Below are 21,228 nucleotides of genomic sequence, written 5' to 3' on the forward strand. Positions count from 1 at the left end.
GGGCCTGCCTCCGGGGTGGGGCGCCGTGGTACGTTTCCCGGCCGTCCACCGCCCCTCCCCCACGGAGCGTCACATGCGCCGCCTGCCCGCCCTGTTGAGCACCGCCGCCCTGGTCGGGACACTGCTGGCCGGGGCCGCGGTGCCCGCCGAGGCGAAGACCGGGGGCAGCAGCGGCAACAAGAGCAGCAGCAGCGGGGGGTCGAAGAGCCGGACGACGAGCTCGGGCGGTTCGTCCACGGGCGGTTCGTCCACGGGCGGTTCGTCCACCGGCGGTTCGTCGTCCACCGGCGGCACCAGCGGCGGGGTGTCCAAGCCCACCTCGGGGACCGGCGGTTCGGACAGCACCTCGAGCAGCGGCGTGAGCGGCACCGGCGGCACCACCGGCGGGGTGTCCAAGCCCACGTCGGGGAGCAGCAGTTCGGACAGCACCCCGAGCAGCGGCGTGAGCGGCACCACCACCGGTCTCGGTGCGACCCGGCAACCCGCCCCCGCCTCCTCCTCCGCGTCCCCGACTCCGCTGGTGGTCAGCAAGCAGCCCGCTCCGGCCAAGAAGAAGAAGTCCTCCTTCCTCGGCGGCCTCGGCGGGCTGCTGCTCCTGCTGCTCCTGCTCCCGGTGCTGCTGATCGGCGGCCTGGTGCTGTTCCTGGTCCGCCGGGCCCGCCGCCGCTAGAGCCAGGCCCTAGGGCAGTTCGGGCAGCTCCGGGGCGGTGGCGGCCGGGCGCTCGGCGAGTGCGGCCAGCGCGATGCGGACGCCCTCGGCCAGCTGCGGGTCCTCGCCGTTGGCCCACTGGTGCGGGGCGATCGGCACCTCGACGTCCGGGTCCACGCCGTGGTTCTCCACGCCCCAGCCGTAACCCTCCAGCCAGAACGAGTACTTGGGCTGGGTGACGCCGGTGCCGTCGACCAGGCTGTAGCGGCCGTCGATGCCGATCACGCCGCCCCAGGTACGGGTGCCGACCACCGGGCCGATGCCGAGCGCCTGGATCGCCGCGTTGACGATGTCGCCGTCCGAGCCCGAGAACTGGTCGGCCAGCGCCACCACCGGGCCGCGCGGGGCGTCCTGCGGGTACGGGGCGGGGGTGGCCAGGTCGCGGGCGTAGTCCCAGCCGACCACCTTGCGGGTGAGCTTCTCGATGATCAGCTGGGAGGTGTGGCCGCCGCGGTTCTCCCGCAGGTCGACGATCACGCCCTCCTTGGACATCTCGACCCGCAGGTCGCGGTGGATCTGGGCCCAACCGCCCACCTGCATGTCCGGGACGTGCAGGTAGCCGAGCCGCCCGTCGGAGAGCGCGCGGACGGCGGCCCGCCGGCCGGCCACCCAGTCGTGGTAGCGCAGCGCCTCCTCGTCGGCCAGCGGCACCACCACCGGGTGCCGCTCGGTGCCGTCCGGGCCCGCGACCGTGAGCTCGACCGGCTGGCCGGCGGTGCCCGCCAGCAGCGGGGCCGGGCCGGTGACCGGGTCGACCGGGCGGCCGTTCACCGCGAGCAGCGCGTCCCCGGGCCGGACCGCCGCGCCGGGGGCGGCCAGCGGGGAGCGGGCGCGCGGGTCGGAGGACTCGCCGGGCAGCACCCGGGCCACCCGCCAGACCTCGCCGTCCTTCACCAGGTCGGCGCCGAGCAGGCCCTGACGGCGCGCCGGCTCGGTGCCCCGGCCGGGCGGCATCACGTAGGCGTGCGAGGTGCCCAGCTCGCCGACGGTCTCCCAGAGCAGGTCCACCAGGTCGTCGTGGCTGCCGAGGCGGTCGACCAAGGGACGGTAGCGGTCCAGCACCCCGGCCCAGTCCACCCCGCCCAGGTCGGCGCGCCAGAAGTTGTCCCGCATCAGGCGGCCGTTCTCGTCGAACATCTGCCGCCACTCGGCCGCCGGGTCCACGGTGATCCGCAACCGGTCCAGGTCCACCGTCAGGTCGTCGTCCTCGCCGGCCTTGTGGTCCGCCGGGACCACCCGGACGGTGCCCTGGTCGAGCACCACCACCCGGCCGGCGTCGCCGCTGAGCGCGAAGCCGTCCAGCTCGGAGACCAGCTCCTCGGCCCGGCGCTTCTTGAAGTCGAAGCGCTCCAGCACCGGGCGGGCCTCGTCGTCGTCCAGCGAGGCGGCGTTGTCGCCGAGCATGCCGAGCAGCGGGTACCTGGTCCAGAGCACACCGTCCTTGACCGCGCGCAGGCCTCCGAACTGGCCGCCCTCGACCGGGAAGGCGATGATCCGGTCGGCGATCCCCTCCAGGTCGACCCTGGTCTCCGGGGCCTTCTCCTTGTCCTTCTCCTTCGCCTCCTCGCCGTCCTTCTTCTCCTCCTCCTTCTTGGCGGCCGGCTCCTCGTCCTCGCCGGTGAGCGAGCGCCCGGCCCGCTGCGGGCCGAAGGGCGAGGGGGTGTCGGCGGCCAGGGTGACCAGGTACGGGCGGGCACCGGTCGGGAAGGAGAGGTCGAAGACGTGCGCGTCGTAGACCGGGTCGAAGTTGCGGACCGAGAGGAACGCCAGGTGCTTGCCGTCGGCGGTGAAGGCCGGGGCGTAGTCGACGAAGCGCTGCGGGGTGACCTCGGCCACCGAACGGTCCGTCAGGTCGGCCAGCACGATCTGCCGCAGCGACTCGGCGCCGAGGGTCGGCTGGGACCAGGCCAGGTGGCGCGAGTCCGGTGAGAAGGCCAGGCCGGTGACCTCGCCCTGGCCGCTGCGGGCCAGCTCGTGCACGGTGCCGTCGGCCAACAGGAGCTGGAGCACCCGGCCGTCGTGCACGGCCAGCGCCAGGCTGGCGCCGTCCGGGGAGACCACCATCGAGTGCACCCGGCCGAGCTGCCCGGCGGCCAGCACCCGGCGCTCGGCGCCCAGCACCTCGGGGGCGTGCACCAGGGCGTCGTCGCCCTGGGCGTCGGTGATCCACACCGCGCCCTGCGGGCCCTTCGCGCCGTCCTCGCCCTCGGCCCCGGGCACCACCCGGGCCAGCCGGTTGCGCACCCCCGGGGTCTCGTCCAGCACCCGGGCCGGACCCTCCTGGTGGGTCAGCCAGTGCACCGAACCGCGGACCACCACGGCGCTGGCGCGGCCGGTGCGGTCGGGCGCGACGGTCTCCAACTGCCCTGCCGCGGCGACCGGGTGGGGTCGGCGGCCGGAGCGCGGGCCGGCCGGGGTGACCTCCAGGCGGCGCGGCCCGGCACCGTCCAGGTCGTCCAGGAGCCACAGCTCGCCGGCGCTGTGCCAGATCACCCGGGTGCCGTCGGTGGTGGCGTTGCGGGCGTAGAAGCCGCCCTGGTCGGCGGTGTGGCGGCGCAGGTCGGAGCCGTCCGGGAGGCTGGAGTACAGCTGACCGGTGCCCTCGTGGTCGGCGAGGAAGGCGATCCGGCCGCCGACCCAGAGCGGGGAGTCGATGTTGGCCTTGCCGTCCAGCTCGGCGTGCAGGCGGGTGAACTCGCCACCGCGCTCGCCGATCCAGAGCTTCCCGGCCGTGCCGCCCCGGTAGCGCTTCCAGTAGGCGGGCTCGGTGGTCAGCGGGGCCAGCAGCAGCGTCCGCGGGCCGCCCGGCTCCTCGGCCAGCCCGCCGATCGGCCCGAACGGCAGCCGCTCCGGCTCGCCGCCGTCCAGCGGGATCGCGAACGCCCAGCTGCGGCGCATCGTCTCCTGCCCGGCCGGGCTGACCGCGACCGGGCGGCCGTCGGCGGTCCAGCCGCGCAGCCGGGTGCGGGGCGCGCCCCAGTGGGTCAGGCGCCGGGACGGGCCGCCGTCGGCGGGCGCCACGTGGATCTCGGACGCACCGTCCCGGGTGGAGGTCCACGCGACGTGCCGTCCGTCCGGCGAGAACCGGGGGTGGCTCACCGGGACCTGGTCCGCCGTCAGGCGCCAGGCCCGGCCGCCGTCGATCGGGGCCAGCCAGATGTCGTCCTCGGCGACGAAGGTCAGCAGGTCGCCGTGCAGGTGAGGGTGGCGCAGATAGGCGCCGGCAGAGGTCGTCACGGCGGCCACCCTATGCAGGGGGTCGGCCGGGGGCCATGCGTTTCTTTGTCAGCGAACCTTGGGGCGCCGGAGGCGCCGCCGACGGTCGGGGTCCGGCGGCCCGGGATGGGCGGCCCGGGGCGGGTGGCCCGGGGCGGGCGGCTCAGGCCCAGCGGCCGGTGCGGCCGAGCAGCAGGGCGCCGGCGGCCACGCCCGCGGTCGAGGTGCGCAGCACCGAGGGGCCCAGGCGGTGCGGCTTCGCGCCCGCCTCGGCGAAGGCGGCCAGCTCGTCCGGGGAGACCCCGCCCTCGGGGCCGACCACCAGCACCAGGTCCCCCTCGGCCGGGAGGGCGGCGGTGGCCAGCGGCTCGGAGCCCTCCTCGTGCAGGACGGCGGCGAAGGAGGCGGCGGCGAGCAGCGGGGCCAGCTGACGGGTGGTCATGAGGTCGCGGACCTCGGGGAAGCGCAGGCGGCGGGACTGCTTGCCGGCCTCCCGGGCGGTGGAGCGCCACTTGGCCAGCGCCTTGGCGCCCCGGTCGCCCTTCCACTGGGTGATGCAGCGGGAGGCTGCCCAGGGGATCACCACGTCCACGCCGACCTCGGTCATGGTCTCGACCGCGAGCTCGCCCCGGTCGCCCTTGGGCAGGGCCTGGACCACCACGATCCGGGGCGCCGGCTCCGCCTCCTGACGGACCGCCAGCACCTCGACGTCCAGCGCGTCCTTGCCGTGCACGGCGCGCACCGCACCCTCGACGCCGAGCCCGAGCCCGTCCGCCAGGGTGACGGCCTCGCCGGGCTCCAGCCGCTTGACGGCCGCCGCGTGCCGCCCCTCGGGCCCGTCCAGCCGCACCACCGAGCCGGGGGCGGCCCCGGCGAGCAGTGCGGACTCCACGACGAACACGGGGGCGGTCATGCGGTGCTACTCCTCGATCGGATCGCCGTCTCAGCGACCGTTGAACGCGTCCTTCAGGCGGGAGAACAGGCCCTGCTGCCCCGGTGCGAACTGACCCGAGGGCCGCTCCTCGCCGCGGAGCACGGCGATCCGCCGGAGCAGTTCCTCCTGCTCCGGGTCGAGCTTGGTCGGAGTCTGCACCTCGACGTGCACTATCAAGTCGCCCCGCCCGCCGCCGCGCAGGTGGGTGATGCCCCGTCCGTGCAGCGGGATCGACTGGCCGGACTGGGTGCCGGGCCGGATGTCGACCTCCTCCAGCCCGTCCAGGGTCTGCAGCGGCACCTGGGTGCCGAGCGCGGCCGCCGTCATCGGGATGGTGACGGTGCAGTGCAGGTCGTCCCCGCGCCGCTGGAAGACCGCGTGGCTGGTCTCGGCGATCTCGACGTAGAGGTCACCGGCGGGGCCGCCGCCGGGGCCGACCTCGCCCTCGCCGGCCAGCTGGATCCGGGTGCCGTTGTCCACACCGGCCGGGATCTTGACCGTCAGGGTGCGGCGGGCGCGGACCCGGCCGTCGCCGGCGCACTCCGGGCACGGGGTCGGCACGACGGTGCCGAAGCCCTGACACTGCGGGCAGGGGCGGGAGGTCATGACCTGACCCAGGAAGGACCGGGTGACCTGGGAGACCTCGCCCTTGCCGCGGCACATGTCACAGGTCTGCGCCGAGGTGCCGGGGGCCGCGCCCTCGCCGTTGCAGGTGGTGCAGGTGACGGCGGTGTCGACCTGGAGCTCCTTGGTGGTGCCGAAGGCGGCCTCCTCCAGGGTGATCTCCAGGCGGATCATCGCGTCCTGGCCGCGCCGGGTGCGCGAGCGCGGGCCGCGCTGGCCCGAGGCCGCACCGAAGAACGCGTCCATGATGTCGGAGAAGCCGAAGCCCGCCGCGCCCGCGCCGAAGCCGCCGGCCCCGCCACCGCCGTTGGGCGAGAGCGGGTCGCCGCCGAGGTCGTAGACCTGGCGCTTGGCCGGGTCGGAGAGCACCTCGTAGGCGGCGTTGATCTCCTTGAACCGCTCCTGCGTCTTGGGGTCCGGGTTGACGTCCGGGTGCAGTTCGCGGGCGAGGCGCCGGAACGCCTTCTTGATCTCGTCCTGCCCCGCATCCCGTCGGACGCCGAGTACCGCGTAGTAGTCCGTGGCCACCAAATGCTCCGCTTGTTCCGCCTCTAGAAGTGCTGCGACTGGTCCTGAACAGTGCTGATCTTCGAGCTGTTCCTACGACTCGCCTACGACTCGGCCAGGATCTGGCCCACGTATTGCGCTATTGCTCGCACCGCCCCCATTGTGCCCGGGTAGTCCATCCGGGTCGGTCCGATCACGCCCAGCTTCGCGACACTCTGATCGCCCGAACCGTAACCGACCGAGACCACCGAGGTGGAATTGAGGCCCTCGTAGGCGTTCTCGTGGCCGATCCGGACCGTCATCCCCGCGTCCGCCGTCTCACCCAGGAGACGGAGCAGGACGACCTGCTCCTCCAGGGCCTCCAGCACCGGCTGGATGGTGAGCGGGAAGTCGTGGCCGAAGCGGGTCAGGTTGGCCGTGCCGGCCAGCATGATCCGCTCCTCGTTCTGCTCCGCCAGGGTCTCGAACAGGGTGGCCAGCACGGTGGAGACCGTCGGCCGGTCGGCGGGCTCGAAGGTGGACGGGAGGTCCTCCAGCAGGCCCGGGACCTCCGGCAGCGGCCGGCCCACCGCCTGGGCGTTGAGCCGGGAGCGCAGGTCCGCCAGGACCGTCTCGCCGACCGCGCCCGGGCAGTCCACCATCCGCTGCTCGACCCGGCCGGTGTTGGTGATCAGGACCAGCATCACCTTGGCCGGGGCCAGTGCCACCAGCTCGACGTGACGGACCGTCGAACGGCTCAGCGAGGGGTACTGGACCACCGCGACCTGCCTGGTCAGCTGCGCCAGCAGCCGGACCGTGCGGGCCACCGTGTCGTCCAGGTCCACCGCGCCGTCCAGGAAGTGCCGGATGGCCCGGCGCTCCGGGGAGCTCATCGGCTTGACCTCGGCCAGCCGGTCCACGAACAGCCGGTACCCCTTGTCGGTGGGGATCCGGCCCGCACTGGTGTGCGGCTGGTGGATGTAGCCGTCCTCCTCCAGGGCCGCCATGTCGTTGCGCACGGTGGCCGGGGAGACGCCGAGGTTGTGCCGCTCGACCAGGGCCTTGGAGCCGACCGGCTCCTCCGTCCCGACGTAGTCCTGGACGATGGCGCGCAGCACCGCGAGCTTGCGGTCGTCCAACGGCCGCTCGCCGTACATGGCACCCACCTCCCTCTCGGCCAGGCCCGCTGGCACTCAGACGGGCAGAGTGCCAGGGCAGTACCAGCCAGTGTAAGGCCCATGGGTGACGGCAGGAACGGGGCGCTCAGGTGATCCTCGTTGCTCCGTCAGTTGGGCCTCGCCCCGGGGGCGGTCCGGTAGTGGCAGCATCGAAAGCGGACATACCGGGATACAAGGAGCAGACATGTCATCAGGACGGCGCACCCGCTTCGCCCCGGACCGAGGTCTGACGGGCCGGATGGTCACCACCATGTTCGTCATCGGGCTGCTGTACGTGGGCTTCACCGGGGTGCTGATCGTGCTGCTCCGCGGGGCCTGGCCGCTGGTGGTGCTGATCTCCGGCGGGCTCTTCGTGGCGCAGTTCTGGTTCAGCGACCGGATCACCCAGCGCGCCATGGGCGCCCGCGAGGTCACCCCCGAGGAGTACCCGCAGCTCCACGGCACGGTGGACCGGCTCTGCGCCCTGGCCGACATGCCCAAGCCCCGGGTGGCGGTCACCGACACCGACATGCCCAACGCCTTCGCCACCGGCCGCAACCCGCAGAACGCGGTGGTCTGCGTCACCACCGGCCTGCTGCGGCGGCTGGAGCCCGAGGAGCTGGAGGGCGTGCTCGCCCACGAGCTCTCGCACGTCGCCCACCGGGACGTCGCGGTGATGACCATCGCCGGCTTCCTCGGCGTGCTGGCCGGGGTGATCACCCGGATCGCCCTCTACGGCGGCTTCCTGAACGGACGCGGCAGCCGGGACAGCAATGCGGCCGTCGCGATGATCCTGGTCCCGCTGGTCAGCATGGTGGTCTACGCGGCCAGCTTCCTGCTCACCCGCCTGCTCTCCCGCTACCGCGAGCTGGCCGCCGACCGCGCCGCCGCCCAGCTCACCGGCCGCCCCAGCGCACTGGCCTCCGCCCTCACCAAGGTCACCGGCCAGATCTCGGCCATCCCCACCGAGGACCTGCGCCGGGCGCAGCCGTACAACGCCTTCTACTTCGCACCCGCGCTGAGCGCCCGGGAGACGGCGAGTCAGCTGATGTCCACCCACCCGTCGCTGGAGCAGCGGCTCGACCAGCTCGGGCGGATCTCCGCCGAACTCGGCCGCTGAGGGGAGCCGCACGCGCCATGGGATTCCTCGACTCGCTCTTCGGCCGCAGCAAGCCCGTCCGCCCGGACCTGGACCAGCTGTTCGCCGTCCCCTCCGCCGCCCTCACCCTGGAGGCGGGCGCCGGCTTCCGCCCGACCGGCCTCGGCTCGGTCTGCTTCGCCGCCGTCGAAGGCGGCGCCTTCGGTGAGGTGACCCGCCAGGTCACCGCCCTGCTCGACGCCGACACCGGCCGCGGCGGCACCCCGGTCGAGGCCTCCCGGGACTCCTACGGCTACTCCTGGCTGCTGGCCCGGCACGCCCCCGAGGAGCTCCCCGAACTGGTCAACGACCTGCACGCGGTCAACGGCGAGCTGGAGGCCAACGGCTTCGGGCCCCAACTGCTGTGCTCCATCGTCTCGTTCCGCGACGGCGCCGACCGGCCGCTCGGGCTGGTCTACCTCTACAAGCGCGGCACCTTCTACCCCTTCGCCCCGCTGGCGGGCGGCGTCGAACGGCGCGACAACGCACTGGAGCTCCAGGTGAAGGCGCTGCTCGCCGACGACCTCAAGGTGGAGCCGGAGCTCAACCGCTGGTTCCCCGTCTGGGGAGCGCCCGGGCTGTGACGGGGCGTCGGCTCAGGGACGGTCGTACCAGGAGAAGGCGGTGATCCTCCAACCGTCCCGGGGCGTGCGGACGAACTGCATCGTCTTGGTGCCCGTGCCCTCGTACACGGCGCCGTCGAGGAAGCCCGACTTGGCATACTCGCCGAAGCGACAGGCGATGTCGCCGGCGATGTCGGTGCGCTCGCTGGTCTCCCACTCGTGGAACTCGGTCAGGCGGCCGTTCGCGAGCAACTCCTCGCGGGGAGCGACGAACTCCTCGACGGAGTAGACGGTGTACCTCGGCCCGGTCACCACGATCACCCCGCCCGGCACCATCAACCGGCGGATCCGCCCGACGTCGGCGGGCTTGCCGTCCCGGTTGTCGAAGGCGCCGAAGAACTCGGCGGTCAGGGCGTCGATCTCGCGCTTGGCCCCGTCGCCGGGGGCCGCGCCGTTCGAGGCTGCGTCGTTCGAAGACATGCCCGGACAGTAACAGTGCAATGGCACCGAGCGGGAGGGGTCCGGTCAGCCCAGCGCCCGGCACCTGCGGACGTGGTCCGCCCCGTGCCGGTACCAGGCGGCGGCGACCTCCCGGCCGTTCGGAAGGACGTGCCGGGCCGGGCCCTCGGCCGGGACGAACCCGGCGGCCTCCAGCGTCCGGAGGCCGGCCCGGTTGGTGACGGCCGTCCCGGCCCGGACGGCGGCGAGGCCGAAGTGACGGTGCGCCAGGGCGGTGACCGCCGCCGCGACTTCGGCCCCGGCGGCGCAGCGCCCAACTCCCGGTCATCCCCAGCCCCCCGATCCGGTGCACGACGGCCCGGACCCTACCGCACCCGTCCGAACACCGCGCCGTACCCTGACGGCCCATGAGATCCGACCTTCCCGGCCTGCTGCGCGCCCTCCGCTCCCCCGATCCGGCCGTCCGGGACGACCACGCCTACGTCCGGCTGGCGGAGCTGGTACCCGGCCTGGAGGAGGCCGAGCGGTCCCGGCTCGGGGACGAGCTGGCCGGGTGGTTCGGCGATCCCGAGGTGCACGTGCGGAGCTTCGCCGCGCTGGTGCTGGCCCGGCTGGTGGAGGCCGGTGCCCACCGGGCGGAGTGGGTGGGGGAGTTCGCGCGCTGGTACCCCGCGGAGCCCGACCTGCGCGGGTACGACGCCGGGCTCGGCTGGCTGCACGCCGCCGCGCACGGGGCGGACCTGCTGGCCGCCTTCGGTCGGCACCCGGCGGTGGAGCCCGCGCCGCTGCTGGAGCTGGGGGCGCGGCGGCTGCTGGCTCCGACGGGGCAGGTCTTCGACTCCATGGAGGACGACCGGATCGGCTGTGCGCTCGGGGTGGCGCTGACCCGGGCGGAGCTGACGGAGCGTGAGTCGGTGGGGTGGCTGGACCTGGTGGCCGAGGAGTTCGGCCGGGGAGAGCCCGGGCCGATGCCGCCGTTCGCGTCGAACACCCTCCGCACCCTCCGGGTGGTCTACCTGCTGGCGGACCGCGGGGTGCGGCCGCGCGGGCACCAGGGGGAGCCGCTGATGCTCCGTCACCGGGCGGCGGTGCGGGAGGCGGTGGCCGGTGTGCTGAGGATCGCGGCACCGTATGCGGGGTGACGGGCGGGGGCGGCTCGTAGACTCCGGGGAATGCGGAGCAAGGAGTACGGACCCGATCTGACCCCGCCGTGGAAGCGGCAGCAGCCGGCGCCGGAGGTGGCGGCGGAGCGCGACCTGGTGGTGGAGGAGGCGGCCACCGGGTACTGCGGGGCGGTGGTGCGGTGCGAGAAGACCGCGGAGGGGTTCACCGTCACGCTGGAGGACCGGTTCGGGAAGCAGCGGGTCTTCCCGATGGTGCCGCGCGGCTTCCTGCTGGAGGGCCGGGTGGTCACCCTGGTCCGGCCGGTGGCGGCCAGGACCGGGCCGCCGCAGGGGCCGGGACGGACCGCCTCGGGCTCGGTGGCGGTGCCGGGGGCTCGGGCCCGGGTGGCCCGGGAGTCGCGGATCTACGTGGAGGGGCGGCACGACGCCGAACTGGTCGAGCGGGTCTGGGGCGACGACCTGCGGATCGAGGGCGTGGTGGTGGAGTACCTGGAGGGCGTCGACGACCTCCCGGCCATCGTCGCGGAGTTCGGCCCGGGGCCCGGGCGGCGGCTCGGGGTGCTGGTCGACCACCTGCTGCCGGGGACCAAGGAGCACCGGATCGCTCAGCAGGTGACCGGGGCCGACGTCCTGGTGGTCGGCCACCCGTACATCGACGTCTGGGCGGCGGTGAAGCCGTCCAGCGTGGGCATCCCCGGCTGGCCGGAGGTGCCGCGCGGGGAGGAGTGGAAGCTCGGGGTCTGCCGTCGGCTGGGCTGGCCGGAGGACACCCCGGCGGCCTGGAAGCGGATCCTGGCCTCGGTGAACTCCTTCCGCGACCTCGACCCGGCGCTGCTGGGCCGGGTCGAGGAGCTGATCGACTTCGTGACGGCGGGTCAGGAGGGCTGAGCCGCCCGGCTGTCGGCACGAGCCCCCACTAGGCCGCGGTCGGCGCGGTCGGGGCTGTCGGTGCGGTCGGCGCGGAAGGCGCGGTCGGCAGCTACGGTGCGGTCGGTGACGAAGAGCCGGGGCCAGAGGTACAGCACCACCGGGTAGACCGCGTAGCCGATCCTGGTCGCCGGCGAGAGCAGGATCGCCAGCAGCAGCCCGAGCGCCAGCCGACCGGCCGCCGCCGTCACGTCGCGCGGCGGCCGGACCACCAGGGAGACCCCGACGGCCACTGCGCTCAACCCGATCAGCACCACCGCGACCGCCTTGCCGTGCTCGGGCAGCAGCGTGACCAGCAGCTGCCCGAGCAGCGGGCTGGCGGCGGTGGAGGTGGTGCCGCTCAGGCCGAACGGGTAGAGCAGCACGCTCTGCCGGAAGGCCTCCGGATCGACCAGCAGCACCGGTACCACCGCGACCAGCGCGACCGCCCCGGCGGCCGCGGTGAACCGCAGCGCCGCGCGGCGCCCGGACCGGACCGCGAGGAGCACCAGCAGCACCGGCACGGCCGGCCAGGCCGTCCACTTCAACGCCGCCGCCAGACCGGCGACCACCCCGGCCCGGCCGGCCTCGCCGCGCTGCGCGAAGGCCAGGGCCAGGCAGAGCAGCGCGATCACCGGCGGGTCCACCCCGCCGATCGCCAGCGGCAGCGCGACCACCGGGCAGGCCACGACCCAGAGCAGCCGGGTGAGACGGTCCGGCCCCACTGATGCGCCGTCAGCTGACGGCCCGGTGGCGACCAGCCGTACCGACCACACCAGCGCCGCCAGGGTGCCCAGCACCAACCAGAGCCTGGCTCCGGTCAGCGCCCCGCCGCCGAACAGCGCGGCCGGGAGCCCGAAGAGCGACATCCCCGGCAGGTACGGGTTGAACTCCTTCACCGCCTGCGGCGCGTGCAGGTACGGAGTACCGGTGTCGAGCAGCAGGCGGGCACCCCGCTCGATCACCCCCACCTCCATCTGGGCCCGCCCGAGCACGGTGAGCCAGACCAGCGGCACCACCAGTGAGCCGAGGACCGCGACCACCGCCGCGGCCCGCCCCCAGCGCGCCCGGGTACCGAGCGCCACCAGCGCGGCCACCCCGTAGCCGGGCCCGGCGATCACGCCCCACCACCGCTGGGCCGTCCCGGGCGGCGAGGAGAGCCCGACCGCCAGCGCCGCGACCGCGCTCACCAGGAGCAGCGGCAGGCACCAGGACGACCACCGGCCGGCCGTCGGGCGCACCGGAACGCGGCCGACCGGCCGCGGGGAGAACACGCTCATCCGGCCAAGGCTAACGGGTCCAGTTGGAATCCTTCCTGGACGAAGCACTGGCTCCGTGGAGCCGCTCGGACCGACGCTGACCCGCCGTCAACGGACCGGCTCCACCGGCCGCACACCACCGTGCACGGGGACGCAGCCGGGCACCGAACCCGTCACCCGGGTCGTGACCGAGACCACCTCTGCTCCGGCCCCGGGCTCCTCCCGCTGACCGATCACCAGCAGGGTGCTGCCGGACGGGACCTGACTCGGGTCGATCCGCACCGTGGCCGAGGTGTCCTGAGGGAACGCCCGGACCGACCGTGCGGCCGGCCCCTCGGGGAACGGCAGGGGGCAGTCGGCCGAGGCCCGCACCGCGGCTGCGGGCACGCCCAGGCGGCGGAGCTCCGCAGCGACGGCGTCGATCGCGGAGAGGTCGTGGACCTCCACGGCGATGGAGCCGTCGTCCCCCCGGCTCACGGCGTAGGCCGCTCCGGCCCCGCCGGACTCCCCGGCCAGGACGGCGGGCAGCGCGACGGCCGCGACCGTGGCGGCCAGCCCCACCGCGATGGCGGGCACCGGGCGGACCCGGGGCAGCACCCGGCGCGGGGCGGGGCTGGCTGGTCGGGGCTCGGACGCGAGGGCGGTCAACTCCTCGAAGAGGCGCTGTTCGAAGTGGTCGGTGTGGTGGCCGGTGCCGGCCCCGGTGCTGTTCACAGGGCTACCTCGATCAGTTGGGCGGCGGGGGTGGCCCGCAGGATGCGGCGGGCTCGGTGCAGGCGGACCCGGACGGTGGCCTGGCTCAAGCCGAGGACCTGGGCCGTCTCAGCCGGGGTGAGGCCGTCCAGGACCATCAGGTCGAGGACGGCGCGGAGCGGCTCGGAGAGGCCGGCATGACGGTCCGCCAGCGCGCGGACGGCCCGCTGGGCGTCGATCCGCTCCTCCAGGGCCGCCACGTCCTGGTCGTCGAGCAGGCGGCGGCCCTGGAGTCTGGCCAGGGCGCCGCGCTCGCGGCCACTGCCGCGGGCGTGGGACGCGACCACGTTCCGCGCGATGCCGTAGAGCCAGGCGACGGGAGTGCCCCGGTCCGCGCGGTAGCCGGAGGCGGCCTCCAGGGCGGCCACGAAGATGTCGGCCGTCAGGTCCGCCGCCAGGTGCGGATCCGTCACGCGGCGGGTGACGAATCCCAGGACGGTATGAACGTGCTCCCGGTAGAAGGCACCGAAGCCCTCCGGGGTCGTGAGATCGGGCGGAGCGTCGACCACGCCGTCCTCCCCTCGTGGAGGCCCCGACGGCCTCCTCACCCCGTACTTGGCTCCGGCCCCTGAAAGCGTTTCACCCGTGGCGGCGGGGACCGCTGGGCAGGGGGCGGGAAGGGGGCCGGAAGGGGAGGACCGGCAGGCGGAGGTCGACGGTCGGAGGCTCAGTCCACCAGGTCCCGGACCACCCCGTCCGCCAGCAGCCGCCCGCGCAGCGTCAGGGCGGCCCGGCCGTCGGCGTACGCGGCCGCGTCCAGCAGTCCTTCGGCGAGTGCCCGGGCGGCGGCGGCCAGCCCGTCGGCCGTCAGCAGCGCGAGCGGGCAGCCGTCCCGGAGCCGGAGCTCCAGCAGGATGCGCTCGACCCGGCGGTCCTCGGCGGCGAGCAGTTCGCGCCCCTGCCCGGGGGTGCGGCCCTCCGCGAGTGCCTGCGCGTACGCGGCCGGGTGCTTGACGTTCCACCAGCGGACCCCGCCGACGTGGCTGTGGGCGCCGGGGCCCGCCCCCCACCAGTCGGCGCCGGTCCAGTAGAGCTCGTTGTGGCGGCAGCGTCCGGCCTCGGTGGTGGCCCAGTTGGAGACCTCGTACCAGGAGTACCCGGCGGCGGAGAGCGCCTCCTCGGCGATCAGGTAGCGGTCGGCGTGCACGTCGTCGTCGATCATCGGCAGCTCGCCGCGCTTGACCCGGGCGGCCAGCTTGGTGCCGTCCTCGACGATCAGCGAGTAGGCGGAGACGTGGTCGGGACCGGCGCCGACGGCGGCGTCCAGCGAGGCCCGCCAGTCGTCGTCGGACTCGCCGGGGGTGCCGTAGATCAGGTCCAGGTTGACGTGCTCGAACCCCGCCGCCCGGGCCTCGGCCACGCAGGCCTCGGGACGCCCCGGCGTGTGGTGACGGTCCAGCAGCTGGAGCACGTGCGGCCGGGCGCTCTGCATGCCGAAGGAGATCCGGTTGTAGCCGCCCTCGCGGAGCTCGGCCAGGTAGGCCGGGTCGACCGACTCGGGGTTGGCCTCGGTGGTGACCTCGGCGCCGGGGGCCAGGCCGAACTCCTCGCGGATCGCGGCCAGCGCCTTCACCAGGTCGGCGGCGGGCAGCAGGGTCGGCGTGCCGCCGCCCACGAAGACCGTCTCGACCGGGAGCTCGGCCGCGCCGAGCACCTTGCGGGCCAGCCGGATCTCGCTCACCAGGTTGTCCGCGTAGGTGTCCTGGGAGGCCACGGCGCCGGAGGAGCGCAGCTCGGTGGCGGTGTAGGTGTTGAAGTCGCAGTAGCCGCAGCGGCTGGCGCAGTACGGCACGTGCAGGTAGAAGCCGAACGGCCGCCGCCCGAGCTCCGCGAGCGCGGAGTCGGGCAGCGAGCCGTCGGACGGCAGCGGTTCGCCGTCGGGAAGTGCGGAGGGCATGACCCCATTGTCCGGTACGGCGGACGAACGCCGGACCGCCGGGACCGGACCGGGGGGATCAGGCCTCGTTGGCCCCCGCGTACATCGCGGTGACCGCGTCGGCGTAGGTCTTCTCGACCACCGGGCGCTTGATCTTGAGGCTGGGGGTCAGCTCGCCGTGCTCGATGTCCAGGTCACGCGGGAGCAGGGTGAACTTCTTGACGGTCTGCCAGCGCTGGAGCTCGCCGTTGAGCCGCTGCACGAAGCCGTCGATCAGCGCGTGCACCTCGGGGCTGGCCACCACCTCGGCGTAGGACTTGCCGGCCAGGCCGTGCTCGGCCGCCCACGGCATGATCACCGTCTCGTCCAGGCCGATCAGCGCGGTGCAGAAGTTGCGGCCGTTGCCGATCACCAGGATGTTGCTGACGAACGGGCAGACCGCCTTGAACTTGCCCTCCACCTCGCTGGGCGCGACGTACTTGCCGCCCGAGGTCTTGAACATGTCCTTCTTGCGGTCGGTGATCCGCAGGTAGCCGTTCTCGATCTCGCCGATGTCGCCGGTGTGGAACCAGCCGTCGGCCTCCAGCACCTCGGCGGTCTGCTCCGGGAGGTCGTGGTAGCCGCGCATGATGCCCGGGCCCTTGAGCAGGATCTCGCCGTCCTCGGCGATCCGGACCTCGGTGCCCGGCAGCGGGACGCCGACGGTGCCGACCCGGAAGTCCTCGGCCCGGTTGACCGTGGAGCCCGCGCTGGTCTCGGTGAGGCCGTAGCCCTCCAGGACCGGGACGCCGGCGCCCTTGAAGAAGTAGCCGATCTCGGGGGCCAGCGCCGCGCTGCCGGAGACCGCGCCGCGCAGCCGGCCGCCGAAGGCCGCCCGGATCTTGGCGTAGACCAGCTTGTCGGCGATCGTGTGCTGCAGGCCCAGCGCGAACGGCACGCTGTCGCGGCCGGTGGCGATCCGGTTGGCCTGGCTGGTCCGGGCGTGGTCGCGGGCGACCTTGGCGGCCCACAGGAAGATCTTGTACTTGGCGCCGCCCTCGGCCCGGGCCTTGCCGGCGATGCCGTTGTAGACCTTCTCGAAGATCCGCGGCGCGCTGGCCATCAGGGTCGGCCGGATCGCCGGGAGGTTGTGGATGATCCGGTCCACCCGGCCGTCCACCGCCATCACGTGGCCGGTGCGGATCTGACCCGAGATCAGGGTCTTGCCGAAGACGTGCGACAACGGCAGCCACATGAACTGCACGTCGTCGGAGCGGAGCAGGCCGCTCTCCTCCTGGGCCACGCCCTCGTAGGCCCAGCAGTCGTGCACCAGGCGGACGCCCTTGGGGCGCCCGGTGGTGCCCGAGGTGTATATCAAGGTGGCCAGCTGCTCGCGGTCCAACCCGTCGACGGCCTTGGTCACCGCGTCCGGGTGCTCGGCCAGGTGGGCCTTGCCGCGCTGCTCCAGCTCGTCGAGGGTGAGCACCTCCAGGCCGCCGGTCTCCAGCTCGCCGCCGGGGGCGTCGAAGAGGATCACGGTGCGCAGCTCGGGCAGCTCGGCCTTGCGCTCGACCGCCTTGGCCAGCTGGGCGGCGTTCTCGGCGAACATCGCCTTGCTGCCGGAGTTGGCCAGGATGAAGGCCGTCTCCTCCGCGTTGGTGCTCGGGTAGACGGTGGTGGTCGCGGCACCCGCGCACATGTTGCCGAGGTCCGCGACGATCCACTCGATCCGGGTGGAGGAGGAGAGCGCGACCCGGTCCTCCGGGCCGATGCCCAGGGTCATCAGGCCGGCCGCCACCGCGTACACCCGCTCGGCGGTCTGCTTCCAGGTCAGCGAGCGCCACTGCTCGGCACCGGGGGCACCGTCCGCCGCGTGCTCGTCCACCGGGACGGGGAAGCGGTACGCCTCACCGTTCGGAGTGGCCTCGACGCGGTTCAGGAAGATGTGGGCCACCGACGGCGGCCGCCGGTCGATCGTGGACTGCGCGGAACTCAACGAGGACCTCCGGGGTGGCGGGTGGCCGAGGGTGGGGCTCGGTGGCGTGGGGGCCTGCCGACCGGGCCGACTGGTTAACCAGCGAGTAACAAGCTGGGTTCCAGCAGCCTAGGGGCTCGGACGCCGATCCGTAAGGGGGTACACGGACCTGGCACCCGGCTCTCCGCACCGTGCAAAGACAGTACAAAACCCCTTGGTCGGCACACGGTAAACCCCCCGACGCCCCGCCGGAAGGCCGAAAATGGGCTGCGACTCCCTCGGCCGACAACGAAAGTGTCACAGTGCTGATCAAACTCCTACGGACCCGGTTGGGCACCTACCGCCGACCGATCGGCTGGCTGGTGCTGCTCCAGCTGGTCGCCACCCTGGCCGCCCTCTACCTACCCACCCTGAACGCCGACATCATCGACTCCGGGGTGGTGAAGGGGGACACCGGACGGATCCTCTCGCTCGGCGGCGTGATGATCGCCGTCACGCTCGTCCAGGCGCTCTGCTCCGTCGGCGGCGTCTACTACGGCGCCCGCACCGCGATGGCGGTCGGGCGGGACCTCCGGGCCGAGGTCTTCGACCGGGTGCAGAGCTTCTCCGCCCGGGAGCTGAACTCCTTCGGCGCCCCCTCGCTGATCACCCGGACCACCAACGACGTGCAGCAGGTCCAGATGGTGGTGCTGCTGGGCTTCACCCTGATGGTGGCCGCACCCATCATGTGCTTCGGCGGCATCCTGATGGCGCTCAACCAGGACGTGCCGCTCTCCGCGCTGCTGCTGGTCGTGGTGCCGGTGCTGGGTGCCGTGGTGCTGCTGCTGATCAGGCGGGTCCGGCCGCTGTTCCGCTCGATGCAGACCCGGATCGACTCGGTCAACCGCATCCTGCGCGAGCAGATCACCGGCATCCGGGTCATCCGGGCCTTCGTGAAGGACCGTCACGAACAGGATCGTTTCGGCGGTGCCAACGCCGACCTGACGGACGTCTCGGTCCGGGTCGGCCGGCTGATGGCCTTCATGTTCCCCAGCGTGATGCTGGTGGTGAACGTCTCCAGCGTCGCGGTGATCTGGTTCGGTGCCCACCGGATCGACTCCGGCGGCATGGAGATCGGCGCGCTGACCGCCTTCATCTCCTACCTGATGCAGATCCTGATGAGCGTCATGATGGCCACCTTCATGTTCATGATGGTGCCGCGCGCCGAGGTCTGCGCCGAGCGCATCGAGGAGGTCCTCGGCACCGAGAGCAGCGTGGCCCCGCCCGCCGCCCCGGTCACCGAACTGCCGACCAGCGGTCAGCTGGAGCTGCGCGACGTGGAGTTCCGCTACCCGGGCGCCGAGGCCCCGGTGCTGCGCGGCGTCGACCTGGTGGCCCGTCCCGGGCAGACCACCGCGGTGATCGGCTCCACCGGCAGCGGCAAGTCCACCCTGCTCGGCCTGGTGCCGCGGCTGTTCGACGCCACCGGCGGCCAGGTGCTGCTCGGCGGCGTGGACGTCCGCGAGCTCGACCCGGCGGTGATCGCCGGGACGGTCGGCCTGGTGCCGCAGAAGCCGTACCTGTTCTCCGGCACGGTGGCCTCCAACCTCCGCTACGGCAAGCCCGACGCCACCGACGAGGAGCTCTGGCGGGCGCTGGAGACGGCCCAGGCCAAGGACTTCGTCGAGCGCCTCCCCGAGGGGCTGGACGCCCCGATCGCCCAGGGCGGCTCGAACGTCTCCGGCGGTCAGCGCCAGCGCCTGGCCATCGCCCGCGCGCTGGTCAGCCGTCCGAAGGTGTACCTCTTCGACGACTCCTTCTCCGCCCTCGACTACACCACCGACGCCCGGCTGCGGGCCGCGCTGGCCCGGGAGACCGCCGAGGCGGCGGTGCTGATCGTGGCGCAGCGGGTCTCCACCATCCGCGACGCCGACCGGATCGTGGTGCTGGACGAAGGTGCCGTGGTCGGCACCGGCACCCACCACGAGCTGATGGCCGACAACCCGACGTACCGGGAGATCGTGCTCTCCCAGCTCACCGAGCAGGAGGCGGCGTGACTACCGGGAAGGGGCCGACGGGTCCTCAGAAGCCGGGCGGGAAGCCGGACCTGAGCAAGGACGGGGCGGGCGGCTCAGACTCGCAGACCGCCGCCGCCCGCCGCGGGCCGGCCGGGCCGGGCCGCTTCATGGGCGGCCAGGGCACCGAGAAGTCGATGGACTTCAAGGGCTCCTCCAAGCGCCTGTTGGGCATGCTCCGGCCCGAACGGGCCCTGCTGACCGGGGTGCTGACGCTCGGTGTGCTGAGCATCGGGCTGGCCGTGACCGGCCCCAAGGTGCTCGGCCACGCCACCGACCTGATCTTCGCCGGGGTGGTCGGCCGGCAGACCCCGCCCGGGGTGGACAAGGCCCAGGTGCTGGACGGCCTGCGGGCGAGCGGCCAGGGCGGGGTGGCCGACCTGCTCGGCGCGGTGGACTTCGTCCCCGGCCAGGGCATGGACTTCGGCGCGATCGGCACCGTGCTCGGCTGGACGCTGCTGATCTACCTGCTGTCGGCGGTGTTCGGCATCGTGCAGGGCCGGCTGGCCGCCACCGCCATCAACCGGGCGGTGTACCGGCTGCGCGAGGAGGTCGAGGGCAAGCTCGCCCGGCTGCCGCTCAGCTACTTCGACAAGCAGCCGCGCGGCGAGGTGCTCAGCCGGGCCACCAACGACATCGACAACATCGGCCAGTCCATGCAGCAGACCATGGGCCAGGTGGTGAACTCGCTGCTCACCATCGTCGGCGTGCTGGCGATGATGTTCTGGATCTCTCCGCTGCTGGCGCTGATCGCGCTGATCTCGGTCCCGGTCTCGGTGGTGGTCGCCACCAAGGTCGGCAAGCGCGCGCAGCCGCAGTTCATCGCCCAGTGGAAGAGCACCGGCACGCTCAACGCCCACATCGAGGAGATGTACACCGGGCACGCCCTGGTCAAGGTCTTCGGGCGGCAGAAGGAGGCGGCCGAGACCTTCCGCCAGGAGAACGAGGCGCTCTACCAGGCCAGCTTCAAGGCCCAGTTCATCTCCGGGATCATCCAGCCCGCGATGATGCTGATCGGCAACCTCAACTACGTGCTCGTCGCCGTGGTCGGCGGTCTGCGAGTGGCCTCCGGCGCGCTCTCCATCGGTGACGTGCAGGCCTTCATCCAGTACTCCCGGCAGTTCAGCCAGCCGCTCACCCAGGTGGCCTCGATGGCCAACCTGGTGCAGTCCGGCGTGGCCTCGGCCGAGCGGGTCTTCGAACTCCTCGACGCCCCCGAGCAGTCCGCCGAGCCGGTCCGCCCCGAGCGCCCCGAGGAGCTGCGCGGGCTGGTCGCCTTCGAGGACGTCTCGTTCCGCTACGACCCGGCCAAGCCGCTGATCGACGGGCTCTCGCTCAAGGTGGAGCCCGGCCACACGGTGGCCATCGTCGGCCCGACCGGGGCGGGCAAGACCACCCTGGTCAACCTGCTGATGCGGTTCTACGACCCGACCTCCGGCCGGATCACCCTGGACGGCGTGGACATCACCGCGATGTCCCGGGAGGAGCTCCGGTCCGGGATCGGCATGGTGCTCCAGGACACCTGGCTGTTCGGCGGCACCATCGCGGAGAACATCGCGTACGGGGCTGACGGAGCATCACGGGAGGCCGTGGTGGAGGCCGCGAAGGCGGCCCACGTGGACCGCTTCGTCCGGACGCTCCCGGACGGCTACGACACCGTCATCGACGACGAGGGCACCGGCGTCAGCGCGGGCGAGAAGCAGCTGATCACCATCGCCCGGGCCTTCCTGGCCCAGCCGTCCATCCTGGTGCTCGACGAGGCCACCTCCTCCGTCGACACCCGCACCGAGGTGCTCATCCAGCGCGCGATGGCCCGGCTGCGCAGCGGCCGGACCAGCTTCGTGATCGCGCACCGGCTCTCCACCATCCGGGACGCCGACGTGATCCTGGTGATGGAGGACGGCTCGATCGTGGAGCAGGGCACCCACGACGGACTGATCGCGGCCGACGGGGCCTACGCCCGCCTCTACCAGGCCCAGTTCAGCCAGGCGGTGGCCGAGGTCGACTGACCCCGGC

General features: G+C 73.3%; 18 protein-coding genes. 7 read left to right on the forward strand and 11 right to left on the reverse strand.

The genetic code is table 11. The features are described from left to right. Positions 1 to 69 precede the first annotated feature (69 nt). Entirely contained in the window at positions 70 to 453 is a 384-nt protein-coding gene (locus ACWCYY_RS08275; RefSeq protein WP_449795494.1) for a hypothetical protein, read from the reverse strand. Between ACWCYY_RS08275 and ACWCYY_RS08280 the strand changes: the two genes are divergently transcribed. Further along, positions 443 to 670 carry a hypothetical protein gene (locus ACWCYY_RS08280; RefSeq protein ID WP_449795495.1) on the forward strand — a complete coding sequence of 76 codons (228 nt, stop codon included), beginning with the start codon at positions 443 to 445 and terminating at the stop codon, positions 668 to 670. The two genes, ACWCYY_RS08275 and ACWCYY_RS08280, sit on opposite strands and share 11 nt — an antisense overlap. A 9-nt stretch (positions 671 to 679) precedes the next feature. Here ACWCYY_RS08280 and ACWCYY_RS08285 read toward each other — a convergent pair whose 3' ends face one another. The 4 genes from ACWCYY_RS08285 to hrcA form a co-directional block, all read right to left on the reverse strand. Beyond that, a complete protein-coding gene (locus tag ACWCYY_RS08285) occupies positions 680 to 3,955 on the reverse strand; it encodes a S41 family peptidase (RefSeq protein WP_449795496.1) in 3,276 nt (1,091 codons plus the stop codon). 133 nt (positions 3,956 to 4,088) lie between these two features. Further along, a complete protein-coding gene (locus ACWCYY_RS08290) occupies positions 4,089 to 4,838 on the reverse strand; it encodes a 16S rRNA (uracil(1498)-N(3))-methyltransferase (protein ID WP_449795497.1) in 750 nt (249 codons plus the stop codon). Between the two features lie 30 nt (positions 4,839 to 4,868). Further along, complete coding sequence (gene dnaJ / locus ACWCYY_RS08295) at positions 4,869 to 6,011, reverse strand: molecular chaperone DnaJ (RefSeq protein ID WP_345282462.1); 1,143 nt, start codon at positions 6,009 to 6,011, stop codon at positions 4,869 to 4,871. 83 nt (positions 6,012 to 6,094) lie between these two features. Then, positions 6,095 to 7,126: a heat-inducible transcriptional repressor HrcA gene (gene hrcA, locus ACWCYY_RS08300; protein WP_449795498.1), complete on the reverse strand. Its 1,032-nt coding sequence runs from the start codon at positions 7,124 to 7,126 to the stop codon at positions 6,095 to 6,097. Between the two features lie 205 nt (positions 7,127 to 7,331). Between hrcA and htpX the strand changes: the two genes are divergently transcribed. After that, on the forward strand, positions 7,332 to 8,246 hold the full coding sequence (htpX, locus tag ACWCYY_RS08305) for a zinc metalloprotease HtpX (protein ID WP_449795499.1): 915 nt from the start codon (positions 7,332 to 7,334) through the stop codon (positions 8,244 to 8,246). Between the two features lie 17 nt (positions 8,247 to 8,263). Next, complete coding sequence (gene pspAB / locus ACWCYY_RS08310) at positions 8,264 to 8,848, forward strand: PspA-associated protein PspAB (protein ID WP_449795500.1); 585 nt, start codon at positions 8,264 to 8,266, stop codon at positions 8,846 to 8,848. A 12-nt stretch (positions 8,849 to 8,860) separates the two neighbouring features. On the opposite strand, the gene ACWCYY_RS08315 is transcribed toward pspAB, so the two are convergent. Further along, positions 8,861 to 9,307, reverse strand: a complete 447-nt coding sequence (locus tag ACWCYY_RS08315; protein WP_449795501.1) for a DUF4440 domain-containing protein — start codon at positions 9,305 to 9,307, stop codon at positions 8,861 to 8,863. 386 nt (positions 9,308 to 9,693) lie between these two features. Here ACWCYY_RS08315 and ACWCYY_RS08320 point away from each other — a divergent pair, with 386 nt between their 5' ends. Both ACWCYY_RS08320 and ACWCYY_RS08325 read left to right on the forward strand, forming a co-directional pair. Next, the gene (locus ACWCYY_RS08320) at positions 9,694 to 10,428 is read left to right on the forward strand and encodes a DUF2785 domain-containing protein (protein WP_449795502.1); all 735 of its coding nucleotides are present in this window, start codon (positions 9,694 to 9,696) and stop codon (positions 10,426 to 10,428) included. A 30-nt stretch (positions 10,429 to 10,458) separates the two neighbouring features. Next, positions 10,459 to 11,298 carry a DUF3097 domain-containing protein gene (locus ACWCYY_RS08325; RefSeq protein WP_345282450.1) on the forward strand — a complete coding sequence of 280 codons (840 nt, stop codon included), beginning with the start codon at positions 10,459 to 10,461 and terminating at the stop codon, positions 11,296 to 11,298. On the opposite strand, the gene ACWCYY_RS08330 is transcribed toward ACWCYY_RS08325, so the two are convergent. The 5 genes from ACWCYY_RS08330 to ACWCYY_RS08350 form a co-directional block, all read right to left on the reverse strand. Beyond that, positions 11,286 to 12,596, reverse strand: coding sequence for a glycosyltransferase 87 family protein (locus ACWCYY_RS08330; protein ID WP_449795503.1), 1,311 nt, complete (start codon positions 12,594 to 12,596; stop codon positions 11,286 to 11,288). The two genes, ACWCYY_RS08325 and ACWCYY_RS08330, sit on opposite strands and share 13 nt — an antisense overlap. 87 nt (positions 12,597 to 12,683) lie before the next feature. Further along, complete coding sequence (locus tag ACWCYY_RS08335; RefSeq protein ID WP_345282446.1) at positions 12,684 to 13,289, reverse strand: hypothetical protein; 606 nt, start codon at positions 13,287 to 13,289, stop codon at positions 12,684 to 12,686. Continuing rightward, on the reverse strand, positions 13,286 to 13,837 hold the full coding sequence (locus ACWCYY_RS08340; RefSeq protein ID WP_345282445.1) for an RNA polymerase sigma factor: 552 nt from the start codon (positions 13,835 to 13,837) through the stop codon (positions 13,286 to 13,288). The genes ACWCYY_RS08335 and ACWCYY_RS08340 overlap by 4 nt, the downstream gene beginning before the upstream one ends. Before the next feature lie 158 nt (positions 13,838 to 13,995). After that, positions 13,996 to 15,225, reverse strand: coding sequence for a radical SAM family heme chaperone HemW (hemW, locus tag ACWCYY_RS08345; RefSeq protein WP_449795504.1), 1,230 nt, complete (start codon positions 15,223 to 15,225; stop codon positions 13,996 to 13,998). A 58-nt stretch (positions 15,226 to 15,283) separates the two neighbouring features. Continuing rightward, positions 15,284 to 17,179: an AMP-dependent synthetase/ligase gene (locus ACWCYY_RS08350; protein ID WP_449795505.1), complete on the reverse strand. Its 1,896-nt coding sequence runs from the start codon at positions 17,177 to 17,179 to the stop codon at positions 15,284 to 15,286. 281 nt (positions 17,180 to 17,460) lie between these two features. Here ACWCYY_RS08350 and ACWCYY_RS08355 point away from each other — a divergent pair, with 281 nt between their 5' ends. Both ACWCYY_RS08355 and ACWCYY_RS08360 read left to right on the forward strand, forming a co-directional pair. Beyond that, positions 17,461 to 19,194 carry an ABC transporter ATP-binding protein gene (locus ACWCYY_RS08355; protein ID WP_345282439.1) on the forward strand — a complete coding sequence of 578 codons (1,734 nt, stop codon included), beginning with the start codon at positions 17,461 to 17,463 and terminating at the stop codon, positions 19,192 to 19,194. A gap of 128 nt (positions 19,195 to 19,322) precedes the next feature. Beyond that, entirely contained in the window at positions 19,323 to 21,221 is a 1,899-nt protein-coding gene (locus ACWCYY_RS08360) for an ABC transporter ATP-binding protein (protein ID WP_449795547.1), read from the forward strand. Positions 21,222 to 21,228: the final 7 nt, after the last annotated feature.

The sequence above is a fragment of the Kitasatospora sp. NPDC001664 genome (assembly GCF_053596675.1).

What these genes read in the sequence shown, in the direction of transcription:
- ACWCYY_RS08290 (WP_449795497.1), bottom strand. Translation starts at nt 4,838, where the DNA reads ATGACCGCCCCCGTGTTCGTCGTGGAGTCCGCACTGCTCGCCGGGGCC.
- hrcA (WP_449795498.1), bottom strand. Translation starts at nt 7,126, where the DNA reads ATGTACGGCGAGCGGCCGTTGGACGACCGCAAGCTCGCGGTGCTGCGC.
- htpX (WP_449795499.1), top strand. Translation starts at nt 7,332, where the DNA reads ATGTCATCAGGACGGCGCACCCGCTTCGCCCCGGACCGAGGTCTGACG.
- pspAB (WP_449795500.1), top strand. Translation starts at nt 8,264, where the DNA reads ATGGGATTCCTCGACTCGCTCTTCGGCCGCAGCAAGCCCGTCCGCCCG.
- ACWCYY_RS08315 (WP_449795501.1), bottom strand. Translation starts at nt 9,307, where the DNA reads ATGTCTTCGAACGACGCAGCCTCGAACGGCGCGGCCCCCGGCGACGGG.
- ACWCYY_RS08320 (WP_449795502.1), top strand. Translation starts at nt 9,694, where the DNA reads ATGAGATCCGACCTTCCCGGCCTGCTGCGCGCCCTCCGCTCCCCCGAT.
- ACWCYY_RS08325 (WP_345282450.1), top strand. Translation starts at nt 10,459, where the DNA reads ATGCGGAGCAAGGAGTACGGACCCGATCTGACCCCGCCGTGGAAGCGG.
- ACWCYY_RS08330 (WP_449795503.1), bottom strand. Translation starts at nt 12,596, where the DNA reads ATGAGCGTGTTCTCCCCGCGGCCGGTCGGCCGCGTTCCGGTGCGCCCG.
- hemW (WP_449795504.1), bottom strand. Translation starts at nt 15,225, where the DNA reads ATGCCCTCCGCACTTCCCGACGGCGAACCGCTGCCGTCCGACGGCTCG.
- ACWCYY_RS08360 (WP_449795547.1), top strand. Translation starts at nt 19,323, where the DNA reads ATGGGCGGCCAGGGCACCGAGAAGTCGATGGACTTCAAGGGCTCCTCC.